This window comes from Bosea sp. Tri-49 (assembly GCF_003952665.1).
Classification (GTDB): domain Bacteria; phylum Pseudomonadota; class Alphaproteobacteria; order Rhizobiales; family Beijerinckiaceae; genus Allobosea.
Genome location: NZ_CP017946.1, coordinates 3,671,223 through 3,691,314, shown reverse-complemented (window position 1 = coordinate 3,691,314; position 20,092 = coordinate 3,671,223). Strand labels below are relative to the sequence as shown.

Below are 20,092 nucleotides of genomic sequence, written 5' to 3'. Positions count from 1 at the left end.
CGGTCTGACGCCGCCGTGTTGCTCCCTTTGGTCGAGAGGGGAGCATGTTAGGGAAACTGCCTGTCCGATCATGGCTGGTCAAACGAGTAAACGAGACAGGCGTATGAGGAATTCTCAATAGTCTCGGGGTTGACCATCTACTGGCCGGGCACCCGCGAAACCTGTTCGGGCGAAGAAATCCCGGAGTGTCGCTGCCACCAGTTCGGGCGTATCGATCGCCATGACATGGCCAGTCTCCAGGACCAGGAATTCCGCGCCCGCGATCTTGTTGGCGACGCCCGCGACATGCTCCGGCGGGCGGGCCGCATCGTAGCGCCCGGCGACGACGAGGGTCGGACAGCGTATCGCTGCCAGATCGGCATCGAGATCAAGCCCTGCCAGCATTCGCCAGGTTGCAGCGAGCCCGGCGGGGTCGGCCGCGAGGCGCAATTCTTCATAGCGCGAGAGTGGCTTTCCCGCCTCGTCTGCGAAAGCACGTCGGACGCCGAGGCGCTCGATCGCCGCGATCCGCTGCTCGGTCCGTGCCCGCTTGGCCTCGTCGAGCACGGTCGCCGGCGCGAGCAAGGCGAGCGCGGCGACGGTCTGCGGATGGCGCGCGGCGAAGGCGGCGGCCACCGCCGCCCCGACCGCAGCGCCGGCCACCGCGACAGGCCCGGTGATGGCGAGCGCGGCGAGCAGGGCGGCAAGATCGTCGGCGGCCTGCGCGACGGCGTAGGGGCCGGGCGGTTTCTCCGACAGTCCGGCGCCGCGCAGGTCATAGCGCAGCACGCTGGCGAAGGGCGCGAGCCGCGGTACGACCGCATCCCAGCTCTCCAGCATGCCGCCCATCTCGTGCAGCAGCACGATCGTCCGGGGCGGTCCTGCCTGCAACTTGTAACGCAGTTGGACCCCGTTGGCCTCGATCCAGCGGTTCGGCATGAAACGCACCTCCGACCGCGAGCCTTGGCTTCGGAACGAGCCGGCGTCAAACGAGGGAAACTGAGCCGGGTTTGAGGAATGCTACGGCATCGCCTCTTGTGAGCATTGCTCAATCGCCCTTTCGGTTAAGTCGTTTGACCCTTCGCCGGCATTGCGAAAAACCTCCGAAGTCTCGCCGGCCGATCCGGCCGAGGCTTTCGCGCAAGTCAGAATGAGGTTTCCGCATGACGGGTTCGCTGTCCGGGGTCGCTTCGGTGATCGGCATCGGCCAGAGCGATTGGGTCGGGGACCACAAGCGGGTTCGGGCCGGCGAACGGCCGCATGATTCCTATGGCTATGGCGCGCAGGCCTTCCTCTCGGCGCTGGCCGATTCCGGCATTGCCCGCGACGAGATCGACGGGCTGATCGTCGGGCCGACCACCGCCTATGAGCGCGTCGGCGAGCTGCTCGGCCTCAATGTCCGCTGGGGCGGGCAGGCGGATGCGATGACGGCAGTGATGGAGGCCTGCATGGCGATCCGTGCCGGTCTCGCCTCGGTCGTGGCGCTCGTCTACGGCAACGACCAGCGCTCGGCGCAGGTCAACTATGGCGGCCCTGACGCGCAGGGCGGCGGTGCCTTCCTCGCCTATGTCTATCACGCGCCCTGGGGCTTCACCTCGCAGGGCGCGCTCTATGCGATGATGGCGCGCCGCTACATGCATGAGCGCGGTCTGACGCAGGCCGAACTCGGCGAGGTCGCGGTGGCGCAGCGTCTCGCCGCCTCGCGCAATCCCCGCGCCCTGATGCGCAAGCCGATCACTGTCGAGGACTATCTCGCCTCGCCCTTCATCTGCGAGCCGCTGCATCTCTTCGATTATTGCCTGATCAATGATGGCGGCGTGGCGCTGATCATCGCCGAGGCCGGCAAGGCGCGCCGCGCCGGCCGGGCCCCGGTCGCGATCAAGGGTGTCGGCCGCTATGATCTCAACCGCGGCGCCACCAGCCTCGAGCCGCGTTTGCTCGACTATTATTTGCCGGCGCAGCAGGCGGTTGCCGCCCAGGTTTTCGAGATGGCCTCGCTTGGCCCGAAGGACATGGACGCGCTGCAGATCTATGACAGCTTCTCGCTTCACATCCCGCTCGCGCTCGAAGGCTATGGCTATTGCCCGGTCGGCGGGGCCGGGCAGTTCATGCGTGAGACCGGCATCTCGCTAGCCAAGGGCCTGCCGGTGAACACCAGCGGCGGGCATCTCTCCGAAAGTTATATGCAGGGCTGGAACCACCAGATCGAAGCGGTCCGGCAGGTCCGCGGCGAGGCCGGGGACCATCAGGTCGAGGGCTGCCGCCACGTCCATTACAGCTCCGACGTCGCCGGCAAGGCGATCTCGATCATCTACGGAGCCTGACCATGGCGAACAGCCAGCCCGTCGTCGCGCTCTACGACGCTCCGATGTGGGAGAGCCTGTCCCGCGAGCGCATGCAGCTCCAGTCCTGCGGCCATTGCGGCACGCTGCGCTATCCGCCCGGGCCGATCTGCACGACCTGCACCAGCCTCGACTATCGCTGGACCGATCTCTCCGGCGGTGGTGAGATCCTGTCCTGGGTGCGCTTCCACCGCGCCTATTTCGACGATCACCCGCCGCCCTACAACGCCGTCGCGGTGCGGCTCGACGAGGGGCCGATCGTCGTCTCCAACCTGATCGGCCCGGAGCCGGAGGGCGAGTGGATCGGCCGGCGCGTCAGTCTCGTCTATCGCCGTCATCTTGATCGCACGCAGCACGCCTTCATGCTGTCTGAGCAACCCTGACGGCGAGCCGTCGCGTGGAGAAGATCATGTTCGAGAAAGACGTTTCCATCGTGACGCGGCACGGCCGGATGCCGGCCTTCGCCGTCAGGCCGGAAGGGCCGGGCCCTTATCCGGTCGTCATCCTCTACATGGATGCGCCCGGCATCCGCGAGGAGCTACGCCATATGGCGCGCCGGATCGCGACGGCCGGCTATTACTGCCTGCTGCCCGATCTCTATTATCGGATCGGCACCGTGCGTTTCGATCTCCCGCGGCGCGACGAGCGCATGTCGGCCGTGGTCGGCGCCTGCATGCGTTCGATCGACAATGAGCGCACCACCGACGACACCGCCGGCATGCTCGCCTTCCTCGACGGGGAGGCCGAGGCCAACGCCCAGAAGGTCTCCTGCCTCGGCTTCTGCATGAGCGGGCGCTATGTCGTCGCCGCCGCCGCGAAGTTCGGCCCGCGCATCGCCTCGGCCGCCTCGCTCTATGGCGTCGGCCTCGTCACCGAGGATGAGGGCTCGCCGCACAAGCTGGTCGCGAAAGTGCCGGGCGAGCTCTATTTCGCCTTCGCCGAGACCGACGGCGCCGCCCCGCCGGCGACGATCGCCGCACTGCAAGAAGCGCTCGCCGCGACCAGCGTGACGCATGATGTCGACGTCTTCCCGAACAGCGAGCACGGCTACTGCTTCACCGCCGGCCGCTGCTACCAGCCGGAGGCGGCCGAGGCGACCTGGGCCAAGCTCTTCGCGCTCTGGAAGCGGACGCTGGCGTAAGCCTATGGCCCTTGCAACGCGCAGCATGCTCGATCGGACGCGGCCATGACGGCGCGGCGCCCCTATGCCGGCCTCACCGTCGCCGAGGTGATTTCCGATGCGGCCGACGATGCGCTCGTGCTCGCCGCCGGAATGGCAGGGCGCATCCTCGCCGATCTCGGCGCGCAGGTGCTCTGCCGGCAGGGGCGCGAACGCGGCTTCGATGATAGTACCGAGTTGTTCCTGTCGCGCGGCAAGGCGATGTCGAACGAGAGTGTGGGCGAACTGCTCGGCCGTGCCGACGTCGCGCTCGTCGATGGCGCTGTGTTGCGGGAACGGGGGCGGGCGGGCCTGCCCCCTGTCACAGCGGTGCTCAGCCTGTTCGGTGGAGCCCTCGCCGAAAGCGGCGGGCCGGCGAGCGCCTTCACTGCCGCAGCGTCGGCCGGCTTGCTGGCGATGGTCGGCGATCCCCAGCGCGAGCCCTTGCGCCTCGGCGGTCATCAGGAGGCCTTCGCCCTCGGCCTCTCCGCCTATGCCGGCCTCGCGGCGGCGCTGGTCTCGGCGCGCCCAGAGGGCGTTCCCGTCACGATCCGGGCAAGCCTGCTCGAAACCCTCGTCTGGCTGAATTGGAAGGCCGTGCCGCTGGAGGGCTACGAAGTCCTGCCGGCCCGAACCGGCGCTGCTGCCGAATGGCAGGTGCTGCGCTGCGCCGACGGCTATGCCGTGCTGGTCTATCAGGAGCCGGACTGGCCGCGGCTGAAGGCTGCGCTGGCCGAGCCGGCTCTGGAAGAGCCGCGTTTTGCGACAAGGGCAGGGCGGCTCGGACATCTGGCCGAGCTCGCCGCGATCATCGAGCGGCGCTTCCTGACGCTGACCCGCCGGGAGATCCACGATTTGGCGCGGCAGCATCGCCTGCCGCTGGGGCCGGTCTGGAGTCCGGCCGATGCCTTCCATGAGCCGCACAACCGGGCGCGCGGCCTGTTCGAGCCGCTTGGTTCCGATTCCGGGGTGAAGGCGCCGCGCCTGCCGCTCATCTGGCTCGATCAGGCGGCGGCCCGTCGGGTCGATGTCGCGGTGGGAGCGGCCTGATGAGACTGCTGGAAGGCTGTCGCGTCCTCGATCTCGGCATCATAACTGCCGGCGCCGCGACGGCCGCGCTGCTCGCCGATTTCGGTGCCGAGGTGATCAAGGTGGAATCGCCGACCTATCGCGATCCGTTCCGTGTCTGGAGCGCGCAGGACGAGCCGGGTGCGATGCCGCCGCTGTTTCGCGCCACCAACCGCAACAAGCGCGCGATCAGCATCGACCTGAAGCGGCCGGAAGGGCAGGCGATCTTGTTGCGCCTCGTGCGCCGGGCCGATGTCGTGGTCGAGAATTTCCGCCGCGGTGTGATGGAGGGGCTCGGGCTGAGCTTCGCCAGATTGCGCGAGGCCAATCCCGACATCATCCTCGCTTCGATCTCCAGCCAGGGCGAGGCCGGTCCCGATGCCGGCCATGTCTCCTATGGCTCGACGCTGGAGGCACTGAGCGGCCTCGCCTGGGTGACCGGCTATGAGGGCGGCAAGCCCGAAGTCTCCGGCCGCGACGTCAACTATCCCGACCAGATCGTCGCGCTGTTTGCTGCCGGGGCGATCGCGACCGCGCTGCGCTCGGTGCGCAATGGCGAAGGCGGCAGCCATCTCGATCTGTCGCAGCGCGATCTCGCTGCCTTCATGATCGGCGATCGCTTCGCCGCAGCTTCGCAAGGCGCGGCCGTCAGCCGCCAGGGCAATGCCCAGCCGCATTATCCGCTGCAGGACTGTTTCCTCGCCGCCGATAGCATCTGGGTCGCGCTCTCGGTGCCGACCTCCGCGCTGCCACTCCTGTCGGATGGGCTTGCTGTTGGCGATTCCGATCGTCCGGACGCTCTTCGGAAGGCAGTCGCGGCGGCGACCGCGGCACGATCCGCCCGCGAGGCGGTAAGCTTCTTCGTTGGGCTCGGCATGCCAGCTGCCATCGTCAATGACGGCAACGGCATGATGGCCGATTGGGGTGAGGCCTGGCAGCACGCCTTGCAGCGCGACGAGCAAGGCCTGATCGTCAAGGGCTTCCCGCTGCAGGTCGACGAGGCGCCGCTTGCGATCGAACGTCCGGCTCCGGAGGTTGGCGCCGAGACCTATGCCGTGCTTGCCGAGATCGCCGGTTATAGCCGCAGCGAGATCGCTGGCTTTGCCGCGGCGGGGATCGTCGAGACCGCGCGCTGAGGCGAAGGGTGCCGGCCGCTCAGGCCGGCACCAGGCTCTCGCCGCCAGGCAGCCGCATATGGCGGACGGTCGCTTCGTATTCGATTGATTGTCCCAGGATCCAGTCGCGGAATTCGGCCACGCCGGGCTTCTTCACCGCGTGCTCGACATAGGTGAGGTAGTAGGCGATGCCGCTGTCGTGGATGAAATCGAACGGCGCGACCAGCCGGCCGGCGTTCAAATCCTCCAGCACCAGCGCCATCTGTCCGATCGCCATGCCGATGCCTTCCATCGCCGATTGGTAGGCGAGGGTCGAGCTTTCGAAATAGAGGCCGCGGTCGCTCTCGATCTGCTCGCCGCCGGCAGCGTCGAGCCATTCGCGCCAATCATCGGGCCGGACGGTGGAGTGCAGCAAGGTCTGCTCGGCGAGGATATCGATGACAATCTCTGGGCCGAGGCGCTCGAGGAAGGCCGGGCTGCATACCGGGATGAGAGCGCTGCCGGCGAGGCGATGCGAGACCAGCCCCGGCCAGTCGCCGTCGCCCTGCTGGATCGCGATGTCGATATCGCCCATCGAAAGCTGGTTGATCGGCCGCGGCGAGAGCGAGGTGGCGAGCTGGATTTCCCGCTTCGGATAGAGGCGATGGAACAGCGGCAGGCGCGGCACGAGCCAGCGCAGCGTGAAGGTCATCGGGCAGTGCACCCGCAGCGAGCTTTCGCCCTGCGCGCCCATCAGCCGCTTGGTGGCGCGCTCCATCTGGTCGAAAGCGGTGCCGAGCGCCGCGACATAGTCGTTCGCCTCGGCGGAGATGCGCAGGTCCCGGCCGGTGCGTTCGAACAATTCGACGCCGAGGACGTCCTCCAGCAGCTTGATCTGCCGGCTGATCGCTCCGGGCGTCACCGAGAGCTCGTCGGCGGCCTTGGTGAAGCTGACATGCCGGCCGGCCGCCTCGAAGGCGCGCAGCGCGTTCAGCGGGGGCAGGCGACGCAGCATATCTCACACGCTTGATGATTTCTCACAGGTGGCCTCCCTTTTAGTCGATTGACGCTTCTGTGCTTTTCGCGTTGCTTGTGGGGCACTGGCGATGATGGATCAAATCGCTTGGATCATCAACAGGATGAAGCATGTTTTGCCTCGGTTTCGGGCCGATTTCGATGCAGATGCGAGCGCGGCGGCGAGATTCCGCTGCGGCGCCATCTCATGTGATTTTTCCTGAGTCTGGGCCGGAAAAATGATGAGGCTTTTCTGGTCGCCGCGCTCGCCCTTCGTCCGCAAGGTCCTGGTCGTCGTCCATGAGGTCGGTCTGAACGATGCGATCGAGCGCGTGCCGATGGTCATCCTCTCGACTCAGCCGAATGACGGGCTGCTCGCGCTCAATCCGCTCGGCCAGATCCCGACGCTCGTCACCGAGGGCGGCGAGGCGATCTACGATTCCGTGGCGATCTGCCATTACCTCGACGTCGTGCGCGGCGCCGGACGGCTGCATCCGGTGGCTTCCGACGCGCGGACGGCCGCGCTCCGGCGACAGGCCCTTGGCGATGGGCTGTCATGGTTGTTGCTCAACTGGCTGGGCGAGCGTTCGCGTCGACAGGGCGAGCAATCGGCCATGCGTATCGCCGCCGTGCACAAGAAGCTGCCGCACATCTTCCGGGTGCTCGAGGCGGAGGCTACGGCGGCTGACGCCGCTACTTTCGATGTCGGCCACGCCGCGATCATCGCGGCGCTCGGCTATCTCGATTTCCGCTTCGCGCCGGATTTCCTCTGGCATGAGCGCTATCCGCGCCTGGCGCAGTGGTGGCAGGCGGCGCAGCAGCGTCCCTCCGTTGCCGCGACGGTGCACTACGACGAACTCGCGACGGCCGGCTCCGCCCTGTCGCGCCAGAAGGGCCGGGCATGAGCATCAACGGACAAGCCTATATCGCTGGCGCCTATGAGCATCCGCTACGCAGGGCGCCGGACAAGTCGCTGGCGCAGCTCCATGCCGAGGTCGCACTCGGCGCGCTCGCCGATGCAGGGCTGAGCAAGGACGATGTCGACGGCTATTTCTGCGGCGGCGACGTGCCGGGCACCGGCCCGTTCTCGATGGTCGACTATCTCAATCTCAAGGTCCGCCACGCCGATTCCACCAATATCGGCGGCGCCTCCTACATCCTGCACGTCAACCATGCGGCGCAGGCGATCACGGCCGGGAAATGCGATGTGGCGCTGGTCACGCTCGCCGGCCGGCCGCGCAGCGAGGGCGTTCCCAAGGGCGGGCTGAAGCGGGCCGACAGCCCGGTCCAGCCGGACTATGCCTGGGAAACCCCCTTCGGCATGACGATCCTCAACGTCTACGCCATGTGCGCGATGCGCCACATGCACGAGTTCGGCACGACCAGCGAGCAACTGGCCTGGGTCAAGGTCGCTGCCTCGCATCACGCCCAGCACAATCCCAACGCCATGCTGCGCGATCTCGTCACGGTCGATGATGTCCTGAACTCGACGCTGGTCGCCGACCCCTTGCACAAGCTCGATTGCTGCATCGTCTCGGATGGCGGCGGCGCCGTTATCGTCACCCGGCCGGAGATCGCCCGCCAACTGAAGCGCCCGCTGGTGAAGATCCGCGGCGCCGGCGAAGCGGTGAAGCACACCGCCGGCGGCGCGATCGACCTGACCTATTCCGCTGGTCGCTTCAGCGGCGCGGCGGCCTTCGCCGAAGCCGGTCTGACGCCGGCCGATGTCAAATACGCCTCGGTTTATGACAGCTTCACCATCACCGTGATCGTGCAGCTCGAGGATCTCGGCTTCTGCGCGAAAGGCGAAGGCGGCCGCTTTGTCGCCGACGGCAACCTGATCGCTGGTGTCGGCCGCTTGCCGGTCAACACGGATGGCGGGGGCCTCTGCAACAACCACCCGTTCAATCGCGGCGGCATCACCAAAATCATCGAGGCCGTCCGGCAATTGCGCGGCGAGGCGCATCCCGCCGTCCAGGTCGCCAATTGCGACATCGCGCTGGCGCACGGCACCGGCGGCATGCTCGGCACAAGGCATGGCGGCGCCACCCTCATCATGGAGCGGGAGTGAAGCCCATGTCGGTTCTGCGTGAGGCGCTGGATCACCAGCCCGAGACCAAGGCGTTCTGGAGCGAGCTCGCCGAGGGGCGTTTCAAGCTGCGGCATTGCCGCGCCTGCGAGCGGGCGCATTGGTATCCGCGGGCGATCTGCCCGCATTGCGCCAGTCCGGAGACGGAATGGCGGCCGGCGAGCGGGCAGGGCACGATCTATTCCTACAGCATCGCCCGCACTACGGCCGAGCCCTTCGTCATCGCCTATGTCACCCTCGCGGAGGGGCCGACCATGATGACCAACATCGTCGGCAGCGACTTTGCGGAGATTGCGATCGGCAAGCCCGTCGAGATCGCCTTCGGCCATCAGGTCGAGGACGGCATCACCTTGCCGGTGTTCAGGGTCGTCTGAGGCGACGCCTGCGCCGGACCGATTTGCGCGGCGTGCTCGATCACCCTGCGCGCGACCATAAAGACATCAGAGGAAACGACCATGCCGACAGCCCTGTCACGCTCGCTTGCCGGTTTCACTTCTGGCCTGCGCTATGAGCACTTGCCGGCCCGCGCGCTCGAAGCCGTCCGCATCGGCATGGCCGACACGGTCGGCGTCATGCTTTCGGGCATCGATATGCCGGTCTCCCGCCATGTCCTCGCCAGCCTTGGCACGCGAGGGCTGAATAACGAGGCCCGCATCCAACTCGGCGCCGAAAAAGCCTCGGTCGCCGATGCGACGCTGGTCAACGCCGTGACGACGAGCAGCGTCGTCTTCGACGATGTCGCCTTCGCCGGCTGCCATACCAGCACGGTGCTGATGCCGGCTCTGCTCGCCGAGGGCGAACGGATCGGCGCCAGCGGCAAGCAGGTCATCCAGGCCTATGCGGCCGGCTACGAGGCCTGGGCGCGGCTCGCCGAGCGCGATCCCGACAGCTATTCGAGCAAGGGCTGGCATGCCACCGCCTGCTTCGGGCCATCGGCCGTCGCATTGGCGCTCGCCAATCTGCGCGGCTTCGACGAGGCGACGACCTTGCGCGCCCTCGGCATTACAGCCTCGATGTCGGGCGGCATCACCGCGAGCTTCGACACCGATGTCGGTCCGTTCCAGATCGGCCGTGGCGCTGCCGGTGGCGTGCTGGCGGCGCAGCTCGCCGAGGCCGGCATGTCGGCGCCGGCTGATGCGCTGGAACGCTCCGGGCGCGGCATGCTGGTCGCGCTCTCGCCCAAGGGCGCGGTCGATCTGGAGAGCCCGCTCGACGATCTCGGCCGCGCCTGGCGCCTCGAAAGCATCGGCATCAACGTCAAGCAGTACCCGTTCGGCAACATCGCGCAGCGGGCCGTGGACGGTGCGCTCGATCTTGCTAAGGCTCATGACGTCAAGCCGCAGGAGGTCACGCGGGTCGAACTGCTGATCAGCGACGCCCAACATGCGGTGATCTCGAAATCGCCCTCGGTGCTGCATTTCGTGCCCTCGCACAGCGTGCCGCTGGCGGTTGTGGCAGCGCTGTTCGAGCGGCGCGTCACCTTCGATGCGCTGGAGGAAGCCTTCCACGGCCGCCCGGAAGTTCAGGCGCTCTTGCAGAAGGTCGAGACCGTGGCCGACAGCCGCATCCCGGCCGACACTCAGCCCAATCTCGGCTTCAGCGGCGGCGTCCGCTTGCATCTCGCTGATGGCCGCGTGCTCGAAAGCCCCAGCGTCGACTATGCCCGCGGCCACTGGACGCGGCCGATGAGCGAGGCCGAGCTCTGGCAGAAGTTCTGGTCCTGCAGCGCAAAGCAGCTCGCCCAGCCGCAGGCGGAAAAGCTCTTCGCCAGCCTGATCAGGCTCGACGAGATCGCGAATGTCGGAACGCTCAATCGTTGAGCGATCGCGATGGTGAGTGCTCGCGAAGAGCGGCCGCATCGGTCCTTCGATTGAGGAAAGCTCATCGGCCTGCGCGGTTAACTCGTTTGACCGGCACCGGTGTAGGGGCCTACCTAGGTGGCAACCAGCGCTTGATCCGGCGGAGAGACTGAATGGTCCCCGAAACCCCATCGCTCCAGTTCAGCCAGGCCGGTCATGTCGCGACGATCGTGCTCGACCGGCAGCAGGCACTGAACGCGATCGACCCGGAGACGGGCGCCGCGCTCGTCGCCTGTTTCGAGCGCATTGCGAGCGACGACAGCATCCGGGCGGTGGTCCTGACCGGGGCGGGCGAGCGGGCTTTCAGCGCAGGCGCCGACCTCAAGAAGACCGCGGAAGTCAGCGGCCAGTATGCGGCGCAGGCCTTTGCTGGCAGTGGAGACAACAGCTTCGCATCGGCGCTCGATTGCGAGAAGCCGCTGATCGCTGCGATCAATGGGCTCGCGCTCGGGGGCGGGCTGGAACTCGCTCTGGCCTGCGACATCCGTCTCGCGGCGCCGCAGGCGCGCTTTGGTCTGCCGGAGGTCAAGGTCGGCACGATCCCGGGCGCCGGCGGCACGCAGCGCCTGCCGCGCAGCATCGGCCAGAGCGACGCGATGCTGATGCTGCTCTCTGGCGACATGATCGACGCGCCGGAAGCTCTGCGCCTCGGGCTGATCAGCCGGATCGTTCCCGCGCCGGATCTGCTGGCGGAAGCGCAGGCGCTCGCCGCCAGGATCGCGGCGAATGCGCCGCTCTCGGTCCGGGCGGTCAAGCGCCTCGTCCGCAGCGGTGGCGAACTGCCATTGCCCGAAGCGCTGCGGCTGGAGCGCCTGGTCTGGGGCATGCTGCGCGACACGCAGGACAGGGCGGAGGGCCGGCGTGCCTTCGCCGAGAAACGCCCGCCCGTCTTCACCGGGCGCTGAGACTGGAAGTGAGAGCCTATGATCGACAAGCAGGTTCCCGACATGGCCGCGGCGTTGGCTGATATAGGCGACGGCGCCTCCGTCCTGGTCGGCGGCTTCGGCGCGGTCGGCCAGCCCAATGCGCTGATCGATGCGCTGGCGCTGAGCGGCGTGCGCAATCTGACGGTGATCGCCAACAATGCCGGCTTCGAGCCGCAGACCGGGCTCGGCAAGCTGATCGGCAGCGGCGCCGTCTCGAAGCTGATCTGCAGCTTCCCGCGTGGCTCCACCGCCTTCGATGCGCGCTATGAGAAGGGTGAGATCGAGCTCGAAGTCATGCCGCAGGGCACGCTGGCCGAGCGGATCAGGGCGGCCGGGGCCGGGATCGGGGCCTTCTATACGCCGACCGGCGCGGGCACGCGCCTCGCCGAGGGCAAGGAGACCCGCAACATCGGCGGGCGCGACCATGTCCTGGAATATGCGCTCGGCGCCGATGTGGCGCTGATCCAAGCCTACACCGCCGATCGCTGGGGCAACCTCACCTACAAGGGCAGCGGCCGGAATTTCAATCCGATCATGGCGATGGCGGGCAGACTCACCATCGCCCAGGTCGGCAGCGTCGTCCCGCTCGGCGAGCTCGATCCCGACATCATCGTCACGCCCGGCATCTTCGTGAACCGCGTGCTGACGGTCGCGGGCGGTGATCCGCCTCTGGCGGCGACATCAGCCAGCAAGGAGGGCGCCCGATGACCGCTGCGCTGGATCATACCCCGTTCAGCCGCAAGGAGATGGCTGATCTCGTCGCGAACGACATCGCCGAAGGCTGGTACGTCAATCTCGGCATCGGCCTGCCGACTTTGGTTGCGGACCACATCCCCGCCGGGCGAGAGGTTGTGCTGCATTCCGAGAACGGCATCCTCGGCATGGGCCCGGTGCCCGGCCCGAACGAGGCCGATCCCTGGCTGGTCAATGCCGGCAAGGAGAACGTCACCTTGGTGGCGGGCGCCGCGCTTTTCCACCATGCCGACAGCTTCGCGATGATCCGCGGTGGCCATATCGACCTCTGCGTGCTCGGCGCCTTCGAGATTGCCGAGACCGGCGATCTCGCCAATTGGTCGACCTCCGGCAGCGACCGCACCCCGGCAGTCGGCGGCGCCATGGACCTCGCCGCCGGTGCCCGCAATGTCTGGGTGATGACCACCCATGTCACCAAGGCGGGCCAGCCCAAGCTGGTGCAGCAGTGCCGCTACCCCCTGACAGCGGCAAAGGCGGTGAACCGCGTCTACTCCGATCTTGCAGTCATCGACGTGACCGAGGGCGGCTTCGTTGTGCGGGCGATGGCGCCGGGGATGACGCAGGGCAGATTGCAGGAATTGACCGGCGCTCCCCTCACATTTTCGTTGAGGTGAATGCGTGTCGCGGGAGGAAAGACAATGACGGCGGATACCACCGCAGCGATCGAGGTTCGGGGCCTCGAGAAGATCTTCTTCAACACGCAGGACGGTCCGGCTGGCGGCGTCCGCGATGTCGCGTTCACGCTGAAGCCCGGCACCTTCTTCACCCTGCTCGGGCCTAGTGGCTGCGGCAAGACCACGACCCTGCGCTGCATCGCCGGGCTGGAGCAGCCGGATCGTGGCTTGATCCGCGTCGGCACGCAGCCGCTCTTCGATGATGCCCGCGGCGTCAACGTGCCGCTCAACCGGCGCAATATCGGCATGGTCTTCCAGTCCTACGCGATCTGGCCGCATATGAGCGTGTTCGAAAACGTCGCCTTCCCTTTGCGCGTCTCAAAGGGGCACGGCTTCGACCGCTCGCAGATCGAGCGGATGACCAATGATGCGCTGAAGCGGGTCGGCCTCGACGGCTATGGCAGCCGCTCCGCGACGCGCCTGTCCGGCGGCCAGCAGCAGCGCGTCGCGCTTGCCCGCGCCATCGTGCGCCAGCCGAAGTTGCTGCTGCTCGACGAGCCGCTCTCCAATCTCGATGCGACCCTGCGCGAGGAGATGCGCACCGAACTGAAGCGGCTGCAGCAGGAGGTCGGCGTCACCACGATCTACGTGACGCACGACCAGGCCGAGGCGCTCGAAATGTCGGATCTCGTCGCGGTCATGGATCGCGGCCGGATCGTCCAGCTCGATCATCCGCGCGAGATCTATTTCCGGCCGGCCAATCGTTTTGTCGCCGGCTTCGTCGGCGCGACCAATCTGCTCGACGGCACGCTCGCCGCGGAGCCCGACAGCCGTGGTGTTGCCAGGGTCAGCCTGGGCGCGGCCGGAGAGGTCGGCTGCCTGCTGCAGGGCGGCATCACTGTCGGCCAGCCTGTTGCCGTTTCGATCAGGCCTGAGGCCTTTGCGCTCCGGACGCCGCAGGAGCCGGTGCCGGACGGCTCGAGCCGCCTTCACGGCACAGTCGAGCTCTCCGGCTTCCTCGGCAACATGATGCGCTATCGCGTGCGGGTGGCAGGCGGCGTGCTTCAGGTCAGTGCCGGGGCCGAGACGGTGTTCGACAACGGCACTGCGGTCTGCCTCGACGTGCGCGACGAGGCCGTGCTGGGCCTTGCCTCGGAGGCACGGGCCGAGGCCGCCTGAGCCGAAACACCGGAGATGCCGACCGGTCGTATCGGCGCGCCGATGCTTGAAAAGGGGTTGCCGGATTTGAGTTTTGATCGTGCCTAGATGAGAAAATTGGCATGGATGCAGAGTAGATAATTTGCATTGATTGCTCTCGTCATTGTCATAACAAGAAGAGGGTGATCATGATTTCTGAAGACAACGCTTCCGCAGGCGATCGTCTCGTATGCGAGCCGGGGCGCCGGAGTCTTCTGCGAGCCGGTGCTGCCCTTGGCCTGGCCGCGTTCGCATTCTCGCAGATGAGCGGCGCGAACGCTGCGCCGGCCGCCGATCAGGGTGTGAAGCCGGTGCCGCCGCCGGCGCCGATCAAGGCGGCCGAAGGTCTGGTCGAGGTCGGGGACGGGCACAGCATCTGGTATTTCGACACCGGCGGCGACGGCGTTCCGGTGATCTTCCTGCATGCCGGGACGGGCAGCGGGCTGGTCTGGCTCTATCAGACGCCGGTCTTCGCCGAGGCCGGCTATCGCGTCATCGGCTATTCCCGGCGCGGCTACCACGGCTCGGTCGTCGGCGATCCCGCCAAGCCCGGCACCGGAGCCGCTGACCTGCTCAAGCTGGTCGACCATCTCAAGCTGGTGAAGTTCCATCTTGTCGGCTCGGCCGCCGGCGGCATGGTCGCGACCGATTTCGCGGTGTCGCATCCGCAGCGCCTGCGCAGCCTCGTGCTCTCCAATACGATCGTCGGTATTCGCGACGAGGATTATCGGGCGATCTACAAGCTGATCTGGCCGAAGGAGTTCGACGCCCTGCCTCATGACTTCAAGGAGCTCGGTCCATCCTATCGCCATCTCGACCAGGAGGGTCGCCGCCTCTGGAATGAGCTGGAGCACAAGGCCAAGACGGCGAAGATGGAGAGCCAGGCCTACGAGAACAACGTCACCTGGAAGTCTATCGCCGCCTGGCGCATGCCGGTGCTGGTGACGACCGGCGACGGCGATCTCTACACGCCGCCCTCGATGGCGCGCCTCGTCCACTCCCGCATCCAGGGCGCTGAGTTCAGCCTCATCCCCGATTGTGGCCACTCCGCCTATTGGGAGCGACCGGACCTTTGGAATGATTTGGTCCTGGGCTTCATCAAGAAGCACAATTCCTGAACGCATACAGGCTTCAGGGGCTGTGTCAGCTCCCGAAGCCTACTTCGTTTTCATGAGAGGCGCCGGCGCGGTTGCTTTACAATGTCCGCGCCAGGCGAGGGTCGAGCATATCGCGCAGGCCGTCGCCGATCAGGTTGATGAACAGCACGGTGGCTCCGAGGAAGAGGCTCGGATAGAGCACGACCCAGAAGGCGAGCTGCACGACATTGCGCCCCTCCGAGATCACGCTGCCCCAGGTCGGCGTGGTCGGCGGGATGCCAAGGCCGAGGAAGCTGAGATAGGCCTCCGACAGGATCGCGGAGGCGCAGACGAAGCTCGCCTGCACGATCAGCGGCGCGATCGTGTTCGGCAAGACATGCCTGATCAGCAGGCCGGGAAAACGCACACCGCTCAGGCGCGCTGCCTCGATATAGGGCTGCTCGCGGATGCTGAGCACGACCGAGCGGACGAGGCGCACGACGCGTGGAACTTCGGGAATCGCGATCGCCACGACGACCGTGGTGATGCTCGGCTTGACGATCGCGACGAGCGCGACGGCGAGCAGGATGCCGGGGATCGCCATCATCCCGTCCATGATCCGCATCAGGATCGCATCCGCGATCCGGTTGAAGCCGGCGATCATGCCGATCGCGAGGCCGAGGCAGACCGACAACGCGGCGACGCCGATGCCGACCGTGAGCGAGACCCGCCCGCCCCAGATCACCCGGCTGAAGACGTCGCGGCCGAACGGATCGGAGCCGAACAGCCAGGCATCGCTCGGCGGGCGCAGCCGGGCCGCCGGATTGATCGCGACAGGATCATGCGTCCCGATCAGCGGCGCGAACAGTGCGAGCAGGATGATCGCGGCCAGCCCGATGCAGCCGAGGATGAAGAGGGGATAGCGCCGGAGCCAATAGCTCGGCGTCTTGGACCTGGCGCTCTTGCGAGGGGCCTCGATGGCGATGCTCATGGGCTCGTCCTCAATAGCGGATGCGCGGATCGAACAGCGAATAGGACAGGTCGATCAGGAGGTTGATCAGCACGTAGAGCGCCGACAGCACGAGGATCACCCCCTGCAGGATCGGGAAGTCGCGGCGGATGATCGCGTCGATCATCAGGCGGCCGATGCCGGGGATGGCGAAGACGGTCTCGGTGACGACGATGCCGCCGAGCAGCGACGACAGCCCGATGCCGACCATGGTGACGATCGGCACGGCGGCGTTCTTCAGAGCATGCACGGCGAGGATACGCGGCGTCGCCATGCCCTTGGCGCGGGCGGTGCGCATATAGTCTTGGTTCAGCACGTCGAGCACGGTCGCACGGGTCATGCGCGTCAGCAGGGCGATGTAGATGAAGCTGACGGTCAGGCTCGGCAGCACGAGATGCGAGAAGAATTTCGCCGGCCCTGAAGACATCGGCTGATAGCCGCGGACCGGGAACCATTTCAGCTCGACCGAGAACTTGAAGATCAGGAGATAGCCGATCAGGAAGATCGGCATCGAGAACGCGATGACCGCGAGCGTCATGATCAGCTGGTCGATCCAGCTGCCGGCCTTCCAGGCGGCGATCACGCCGAGCGGGATCGCGACGATCACCGCGAAGGTCATGATCGTCAGGCCGATGATCAGGGTCGGCTCGATCCGCTGCGCGATCAATTGCGCGACCGGCATCTGGTTGAACAGCGATGTCCCGAGATCACCCTGCAGGACCTGCCAGAGCCAGCCGAGGAATTGCTCGGCGATCGGGCGCTCCAGGCCGAGCTGCTCGCGAATGCGGCGCAAATCCTCGGGCGTCGCGAGGTCGCCGCCGATCAGCGCGGCCGGGTCGCCGGGCGTCAGATGCAGCAGCATGAAGACGATGACCGCGACGGTCGCCATCACCGGGATGGTCGCGAGCAGGCGCTTGAGGATATAGGCCAGCATCGGTGTTTTCCGTTCTGCAGGGCAGGCCACGCATTAGACCGCCGATCTTGCCGATCGCCCGGTGGCGTGAGCTTGCTCGAGATGGGAGGCGGCGCACGCAGGGGGCGCGCGCCGCCGGCCGCTCATTTCTTGCGGATGTTCCAGAACAGCGGGATCGGTGAATCGATCAGGCCGTCGACGGATTTGCGATAGGCGGTCAGCTGCTTGTACTGGCCGGTCAACCCATAGAGCGAGGCGGTGTAGGCCTCCTGCTGGATCTTGTCGGCGATCGCGCCTTGCTCGGCCTCCGGCGCCTTGAGGAAAGCGGTCCGGAGAGCCTCGATCGCCTCGTTCTTCGGCCAGCCGATCGAGGCCTTGCCGACGCCGCCGGCGCGCAGGGCGTTGTTGAGGAAGGGTACGGAGTAGTTCGTGCTGTCGGCATATTGCGGGCCTATGTTCCAGCCACCCTGCGCGATCGGCTCCTGCTTCAGCATCAGCGCGAAGATGGTGGCGCCATCCGTCGCCCGGAGCTCGACATTCATGCCGATGGCCTTGAGGTTGTCGAAGAGCACGACGGTGACCGGATGCAGGATCGCGTCGTCGACGGCGTCGAGCAGCACGACCTTCTCGCCCTTGTAGCCGGAGGCGGCGAGCGTTTTCTTGGCTTCGTCGAGGTTCTTCTTGAACAGCAACTGCTCGGGCGCGAGGTCCCGGCCGAAGCGGGTGCCGCAGAAATAGAAGCTCCGGCAAGGCTCCCAGCTGCGCTTGTCGTCGCTGAGGACACGCAGATATTCGCCCTGCTCGATCGTCTGCAGGACGGCGTGCCGGACCTTCTCGTTGTCGAAGGGCGGATGGATATGGTTGAAGCGGATCATGGTCTGCATGCCGAAGGGATCGACGGCGCGGACGGTGATATCCTTGTCGTTTTGCAGCGTCGGCAGCAGGTCGGAAGGCGGATGCTCGAGCCAGTCGACCTCGCCGGCCATCAATGCGGCGGCGGCGGTGGCGCCGCTGGGGATGAACACCCACTCCATGCGCTCGACATTGGCGATTTTGCCGCCGGACATGAAGTCGGAGGGCTCGGAGCGCGGCTTGTAGCCCTTGAACCTCTTGTAGACAGCCTTGTCGCCCGGCATCCATTCGTCGCGCGCGAAGATGAATGGACCGGAGCCGATGGCCTCCTTGATCTGCTCGAAGCCGCTGGTCCTGGCGATGCGCTCGGGCATCATGAACGGCACCGGCGAACCGGTCTTGGCCAGCGCGGAGAGCACGTGGCCGAACGGCTCCTTCAGCACGATCTCGAACGTGTCCGTCCCGGTCGCCTTGATTTCGCCGGCGGTGGCGATCAGCGCCTGGCCAATGGAGTCGCGCTGGCCCCAGCGCTTGATCGAAGCGACGCAGTCGGCGGCGGTGACCGGCGCGCCGTCATGCCAGGTCAGGCCGGGCCGCAGCTTGAACTTGTAGTGCAGCTTGTCGTCGGAGACGGTCCAGCTATCGACCATCTGCGGCTTGATCTGGAACTTGGAATCGTAAGCGAACAGCGTGTCGTAGACGAGATAACCGTGGTTCCTGCTGTTGTATTCCAGCGACCAGATCGGATCGATAACGCGGATATCGGTCGCCGCGGCAAAGCGGAACGTATCCTTGTCCTGCGCGAGCGCCGTCGTCGCCACGCTGGTAGCGATCACGACGCCCGCGGCGCGCATGGCACGGGCAAAATTTATCCGGATGTTCATTGTCTGAGCTCCTCCACCTGACGAGATCACGGATCGCGCGCTCTTTGGCGCTTCGTCGACCTGTGTCGGTGAGGAAAGCTCGATATAACGAGGATTGAATCCCTCGCTATCGCCAACCGCCTGATCTTTGAAGCCTGAGGCCATGCCTCTGGAATGTCAAGTATTCTCCGATAGTTGCGGCAGCCCCGAGCCGACACCTTGCGGTAGAGCGAGTTTGCCTGCCTGGGCTGCCAGGCCGGTGAAGGGATCATCGAGCAGATGGTCGAATTCGGCGAACTCGACCGGGTAATGGAAGGACGGCAACGCCGCGGCCAGATGCAGGCATTGCGCGGCGATGAGCCGTGGGCCGTAAGCCGTCCCGACCCGGTAGGCGCGTCCCGCTGCCTCGCAGATCTGGGCGGCGATGAAGACCTTGCCGAGCCCGCCGAGCACCGAGCCCTTCAAGTTGAAACTGTCGCAGGCGCCTTCCGAGATCAGGGTGACGATGTCGCGCAGCGAGCGGATCGCTTCGTCCGCCTCGACCGCGATCGGGCTGCGCTGCGAAACGAAGGCCAGGCCGGCAATGTCTGCGGCGGGGACCGGCTGCTCGATGAGATCGACACCATGGCGGGCGATGCGCTCGATCATGCGCAGCGCGGCCTTCGGCGTGTAGCTCTGGTTGGCGTCGGCGGAGAGCCGGATGGCCGGGCCGACGCTTTCGCGCACGGCCCTGACGCGGGCCTCGGCGAGATCGGCATCGCCGTCGACCTTCACTTTGAGGCAGCGATAGCCCAGCCCTGCCAGCCGCGTGGCGTCCGCGGCCATGCCTTGCGGGTCCTTCAGCGGCAGGATGCGCTGGAGTTCGACGCTTTGGCGTCGCGCGCCGCCGAAGAGCACATGCAGCGGTACCTGCAAGGCTCGTGCAGCGAGCTCATGGAGCGCGCTGTCGATGCCGGCCTTGACCGCCTCGTGCCCGGACAGGGCCTTGTCGAGACGATCCCGCGTCTGGGCGTAATGCAAGGCATCGGCGCCGAGCAGGACGGGGCGCAGCACCTCGATTGCGGCCTCCGAGCCGGCGAGATCGTCGGCATAGAAGGCCATGGCCTCGACATGCCCCTCACCGGCGAGGCCGGAAGCCGTGCGCAATGTCACGATCAGGCCGTCGAGGCGCGGGATGCCACCCAGCGCGAAGCGCCAGGCGGGATCCTGCTGCGGCTGGACGCAGCGCCTGACCTCGACGGCGACGATCCGGTCGGCCTCGGTGGAAGGGATAGCCATTATCGAA

At 66.6% G+C, this 20,092-nt stretch carries 20 protein-coding genes; 14 read left to right on the top strand and 6 right to left on the bottom strand.

Annotated features, from left to right (window positions below; translation table 11 throughout):
* Positions 1 to 114: 114 nt before the first annotated feature.
* Entirely contained in the window at positions 115 to 918 is an 804-nt protein-coding gene (locus BLM15_RS18005; RefSeq protein WP_126114041.1) for an alpha/beta fold hydrolase, read from the bottom strand.
* 224 nt (positions 919 to 1,142) lie between these two features.
* On the opposite strand from BLM15_RS18005, the gene BLM15_RS18000 reads away from it, so the two are divergent.
* From BLM15_RS18000 to BLM15_RS17980, 5 genes are read left to right on the top strand one after another with little or no spacing between them, the layout of a single operon-like run.
* Positions 1,143 to 2,303, top strand: coding sequence for a thiolase family protein (locus BLM15_RS18000; protein WP_126114040.1), 1,161 nt, complete (start codon positions 1,143 to 1,145; stop codon positions 2,301 to 2,303).
* Between the two features lie 2 nt (positions 2,304 to 2,305).
* Positions 2,306 to 2,704, top strand: coding sequence for a Zn-ribbon domain-containing OB-fold protein (locus BLM15_RS17995; RefSeq protein WP_126114039.1), 399 nt, complete (start codon positions 2,306 to 2,308; stop codon positions 2,702 to 2,704).
* 26 nt (positions 2,705 to 2,730) lie between these two features.
* The gene (locus tag BLM15_RS17990; RefSeq protein WP_126114038.1) at positions 2,731 to 3,462 is read left to right on the top strand and encodes a dienelactone hydrolase family protein; all 732 of its coding nucleotides are present in this window, start codon (positions 2,731 to 2,733) and stop codon (positions 3,460 to 3,462) included.
* A gap of 45 nt (positions 3,463 to 3,507) precedes the next feature.
* Positions 3,508 to 4,530, top strand: coding sequence for a CoA transferase (locus BLM15_RS17985; protein ID WP_126114037.1), 1,023 nt, complete (start codon positions 3,508 to 3,510; stop codon positions 4,528 to 4,530).
* Positions 4,530 to 5,684 carry a CoA transferase gene (locus BLM15_RS17980; RefSeq protein ID WP_126114036.1) on the top strand — a complete coding sequence of 385 codons (1,155 nt, stop codon included), beginning with the start codon at positions 4,530 to 4,532 and terminating at the stop codon, positions 5,682 to 5,684. Before BLM15_RS17985 ends, BLM15_RS17980 begins: the two co-directional genes overlap by 1 nt.
* A 19-nt stretch (positions 5,685 to 5,703) precedes the next feature.
* Here BLM15_RS17980 and gcvA read toward each other — a convergent pair whose 3' ends face one another.
* Positions 5,704 to 6,657 (bottom strand): transcriptional regulator GcvA, encoded by a 954-nt coding sequence (gene gcvA, locus BLM15_RS17975; protein ID WP_126114035.1) that lies wholly within the window; start codon positions 6,655 to 6,657, stop codon positions 5,704 to 5,706.
* Positions 6,658 to 6,898: 241 nt separating this feature from the next.
* Between gcvA and BLM15_RS17970 the strand changes: the two genes are divergently transcribed.
* The 9 genes from BLM15_RS17970 to BLM15_RS17930 all read left to right on the top strand — a co-directional run bounded on the left by BLM15_RS17970 (position 6,899) and on the right by BLM15_RS17930 (position 15,212).
* The gene (locus BLM15_RS17970; RefSeq protein WP_164547556.1) at positions 6,899 to 7,561 is read left to right on the top strand and encodes a glutathione S-transferase; all 663 of its coding nucleotides are present in this window, start codon (positions 6,899 to 6,901) and stop codon (positions 7,559 to 7,561) included.
* Positions 7,558 to 8,727, top strand: a complete 1,170-nt coding sequence (locus BLM15_RS17965) for a thiolase domain-containing protein (protein ID WP_126114033.1) — start codon at positions 7,558 to 7,560, stop codon at positions 8,725 to 8,727. Before BLM15_RS17970 ends, BLM15_RS17965 begins: the two co-directional genes overlap by 4 nt.
* Positions 8,728 to 8,732: 5 nt before the next feature.
* Complete coding sequence (locus tag BLM15_RS17960; protein WP_126114032.1) at positions 8,733 to 9,119, top strand: Zn-ribbon domain-containing OB-fold protein; 387 nt, start codon at positions 8,733 to 8,735, stop codon at positions 9,117 to 9,119.
* Between the two features lie 81 nt (positions 9,120 to 9,200).
* On the top strand, positions 9,201 to 10,565 hold the full coding sequence (locus tag BLM15_RS17955) for an MmgE/PrpD family protein (protein ID WP_126114031.1): 1,365 nt from the start codon (positions 9,201 to 9,203) through the stop codon (positions 10,563 to 10,565).
* Between the two features lie 152 nt (positions 10,566 to 10,717).
* Entirely contained in the window at positions 10,718 to 11,509 is a 792-nt protein-coding gene (locus BLM15_RS17950; protein WP_126114030.1) for an enoyl-CoA hydratase/isomerase family protein, read from the top strand.
* Between the two features lie 21 nt (positions 11,510 to 11,530).
* Positions 11,531 to 12,238, top strand: coding sequence for a 3-oxoacid CoA-transferase subunit A (locus BLM15_RS17945; RefSeq protein WP_442859463.1), 708 nt, complete (start codon positions 11,531 to 11,533; stop codon positions 12,236 to 12,238).
* The gene (locus tag BLM15_RS17940; protein ID WP_126114028.1) at positions 12,235 to 12,897 is read left to right on the top strand and encodes a 3-oxoacid CoA-transferase subunit B; all 663 of its coding nucleotides are present in this window, start codon (positions 12,235 to 12,237) and stop codon (positions 12,895 to 12,897) included. Before BLM15_RS17945 ends, BLM15_RS17940 begins: the two co-directional genes overlap by 4 nt.
* A gap of 24 nt (positions 12,898 to 12,921) precedes the next feature.
* On the top strand, positions 12,922 to 14,076 hold the full coding sequence (locus BLM15_RS17935) for an ABC transporter ATP-binding protein (RefSeq protein WP_126114027.1): 1,155 nt from the start codon (positions 12,922 to 12,924) through the stop codon (positions 14,074 to 14,076).
* A 281-nt stretch (positions 14,077 to 14,357) separates the two neighbouring features.
* Positions 14,358 to 15,212: an alpha/beta fold hydrolase gene (locus BLM15_RS17930; protein ID WP_164547555.1), complete on the top strand. Its 855-nt coding sequence runs from the start codon at positions 14,358 to 14,360 to the stop codon at positions 15,210 to 15,212.
* A 76-nt stretch (positions 15,213 to 15,288) separates the two neighbouring features.
* Here BLM15_RS17930 and BLM15_RS17925 read toward each other — a convergent pair whose 3' ends face one another.
* The 4 genes from BLM15_RS17925 to BLM15_RS17910 all read right to left on the bottom strand — a co-directional run bounded on the left by BLM15_RS17925 (position 15,289) and on the right by BLM15_RS17910 (position 20,085).
* Positions 15,289 to 16,161 carry an ABC transporter permease gene (locus tag BLM15_RS17925; RefSeq protein ID WP_126114025.1) on the bottom strand — a complete coding sequence of 291 codons (873 nt, stop codon included), beginning with the start codon at positions 16,159 to 16,161 and terminating at the stop codon, positions 15,289 to 15,291.
* Between the two features lie 10 nt (positions 16,162 to 16,171).
* Entirely contained in the window at positions 16,172 to 17,113 is a 942-nt protein-coding gene (locus BLM15_RS17920; RefSeq protein ID WP_126114024.1) for an ABC transporter permease, read from the bottom strand.
* Between the two features lie 122 nt (positions 17,114 to 17,235).
* Positions 17,236 to 18,828: an ABC transporter substrate-binding protein gene (locus BLM15_RS17915; RefSeq protein WP_164547554.1), complete on the bottom strand. Its 1,593-nt coding sequence runs from the start codon at positions 18,826 to 18,828 to the stop codon at positions 17,236 to 17,238.
* Positions 18,829 to 18,984: 156 nt separating this feature from the next.
* A complete protein-coding gene (locus BLM15_RS17910) occupies positions 18,985 to 20,085 on the bottom strand; it encodes a mandelate racemase/muconate lactonizing enzyme family protein (RefSeq protein WP_126114022.1) in 1,101 nt (366 codons plus the stop codon).
* Positions 20,086 to 20,092 lie beyond the last annotated feature (7 nt).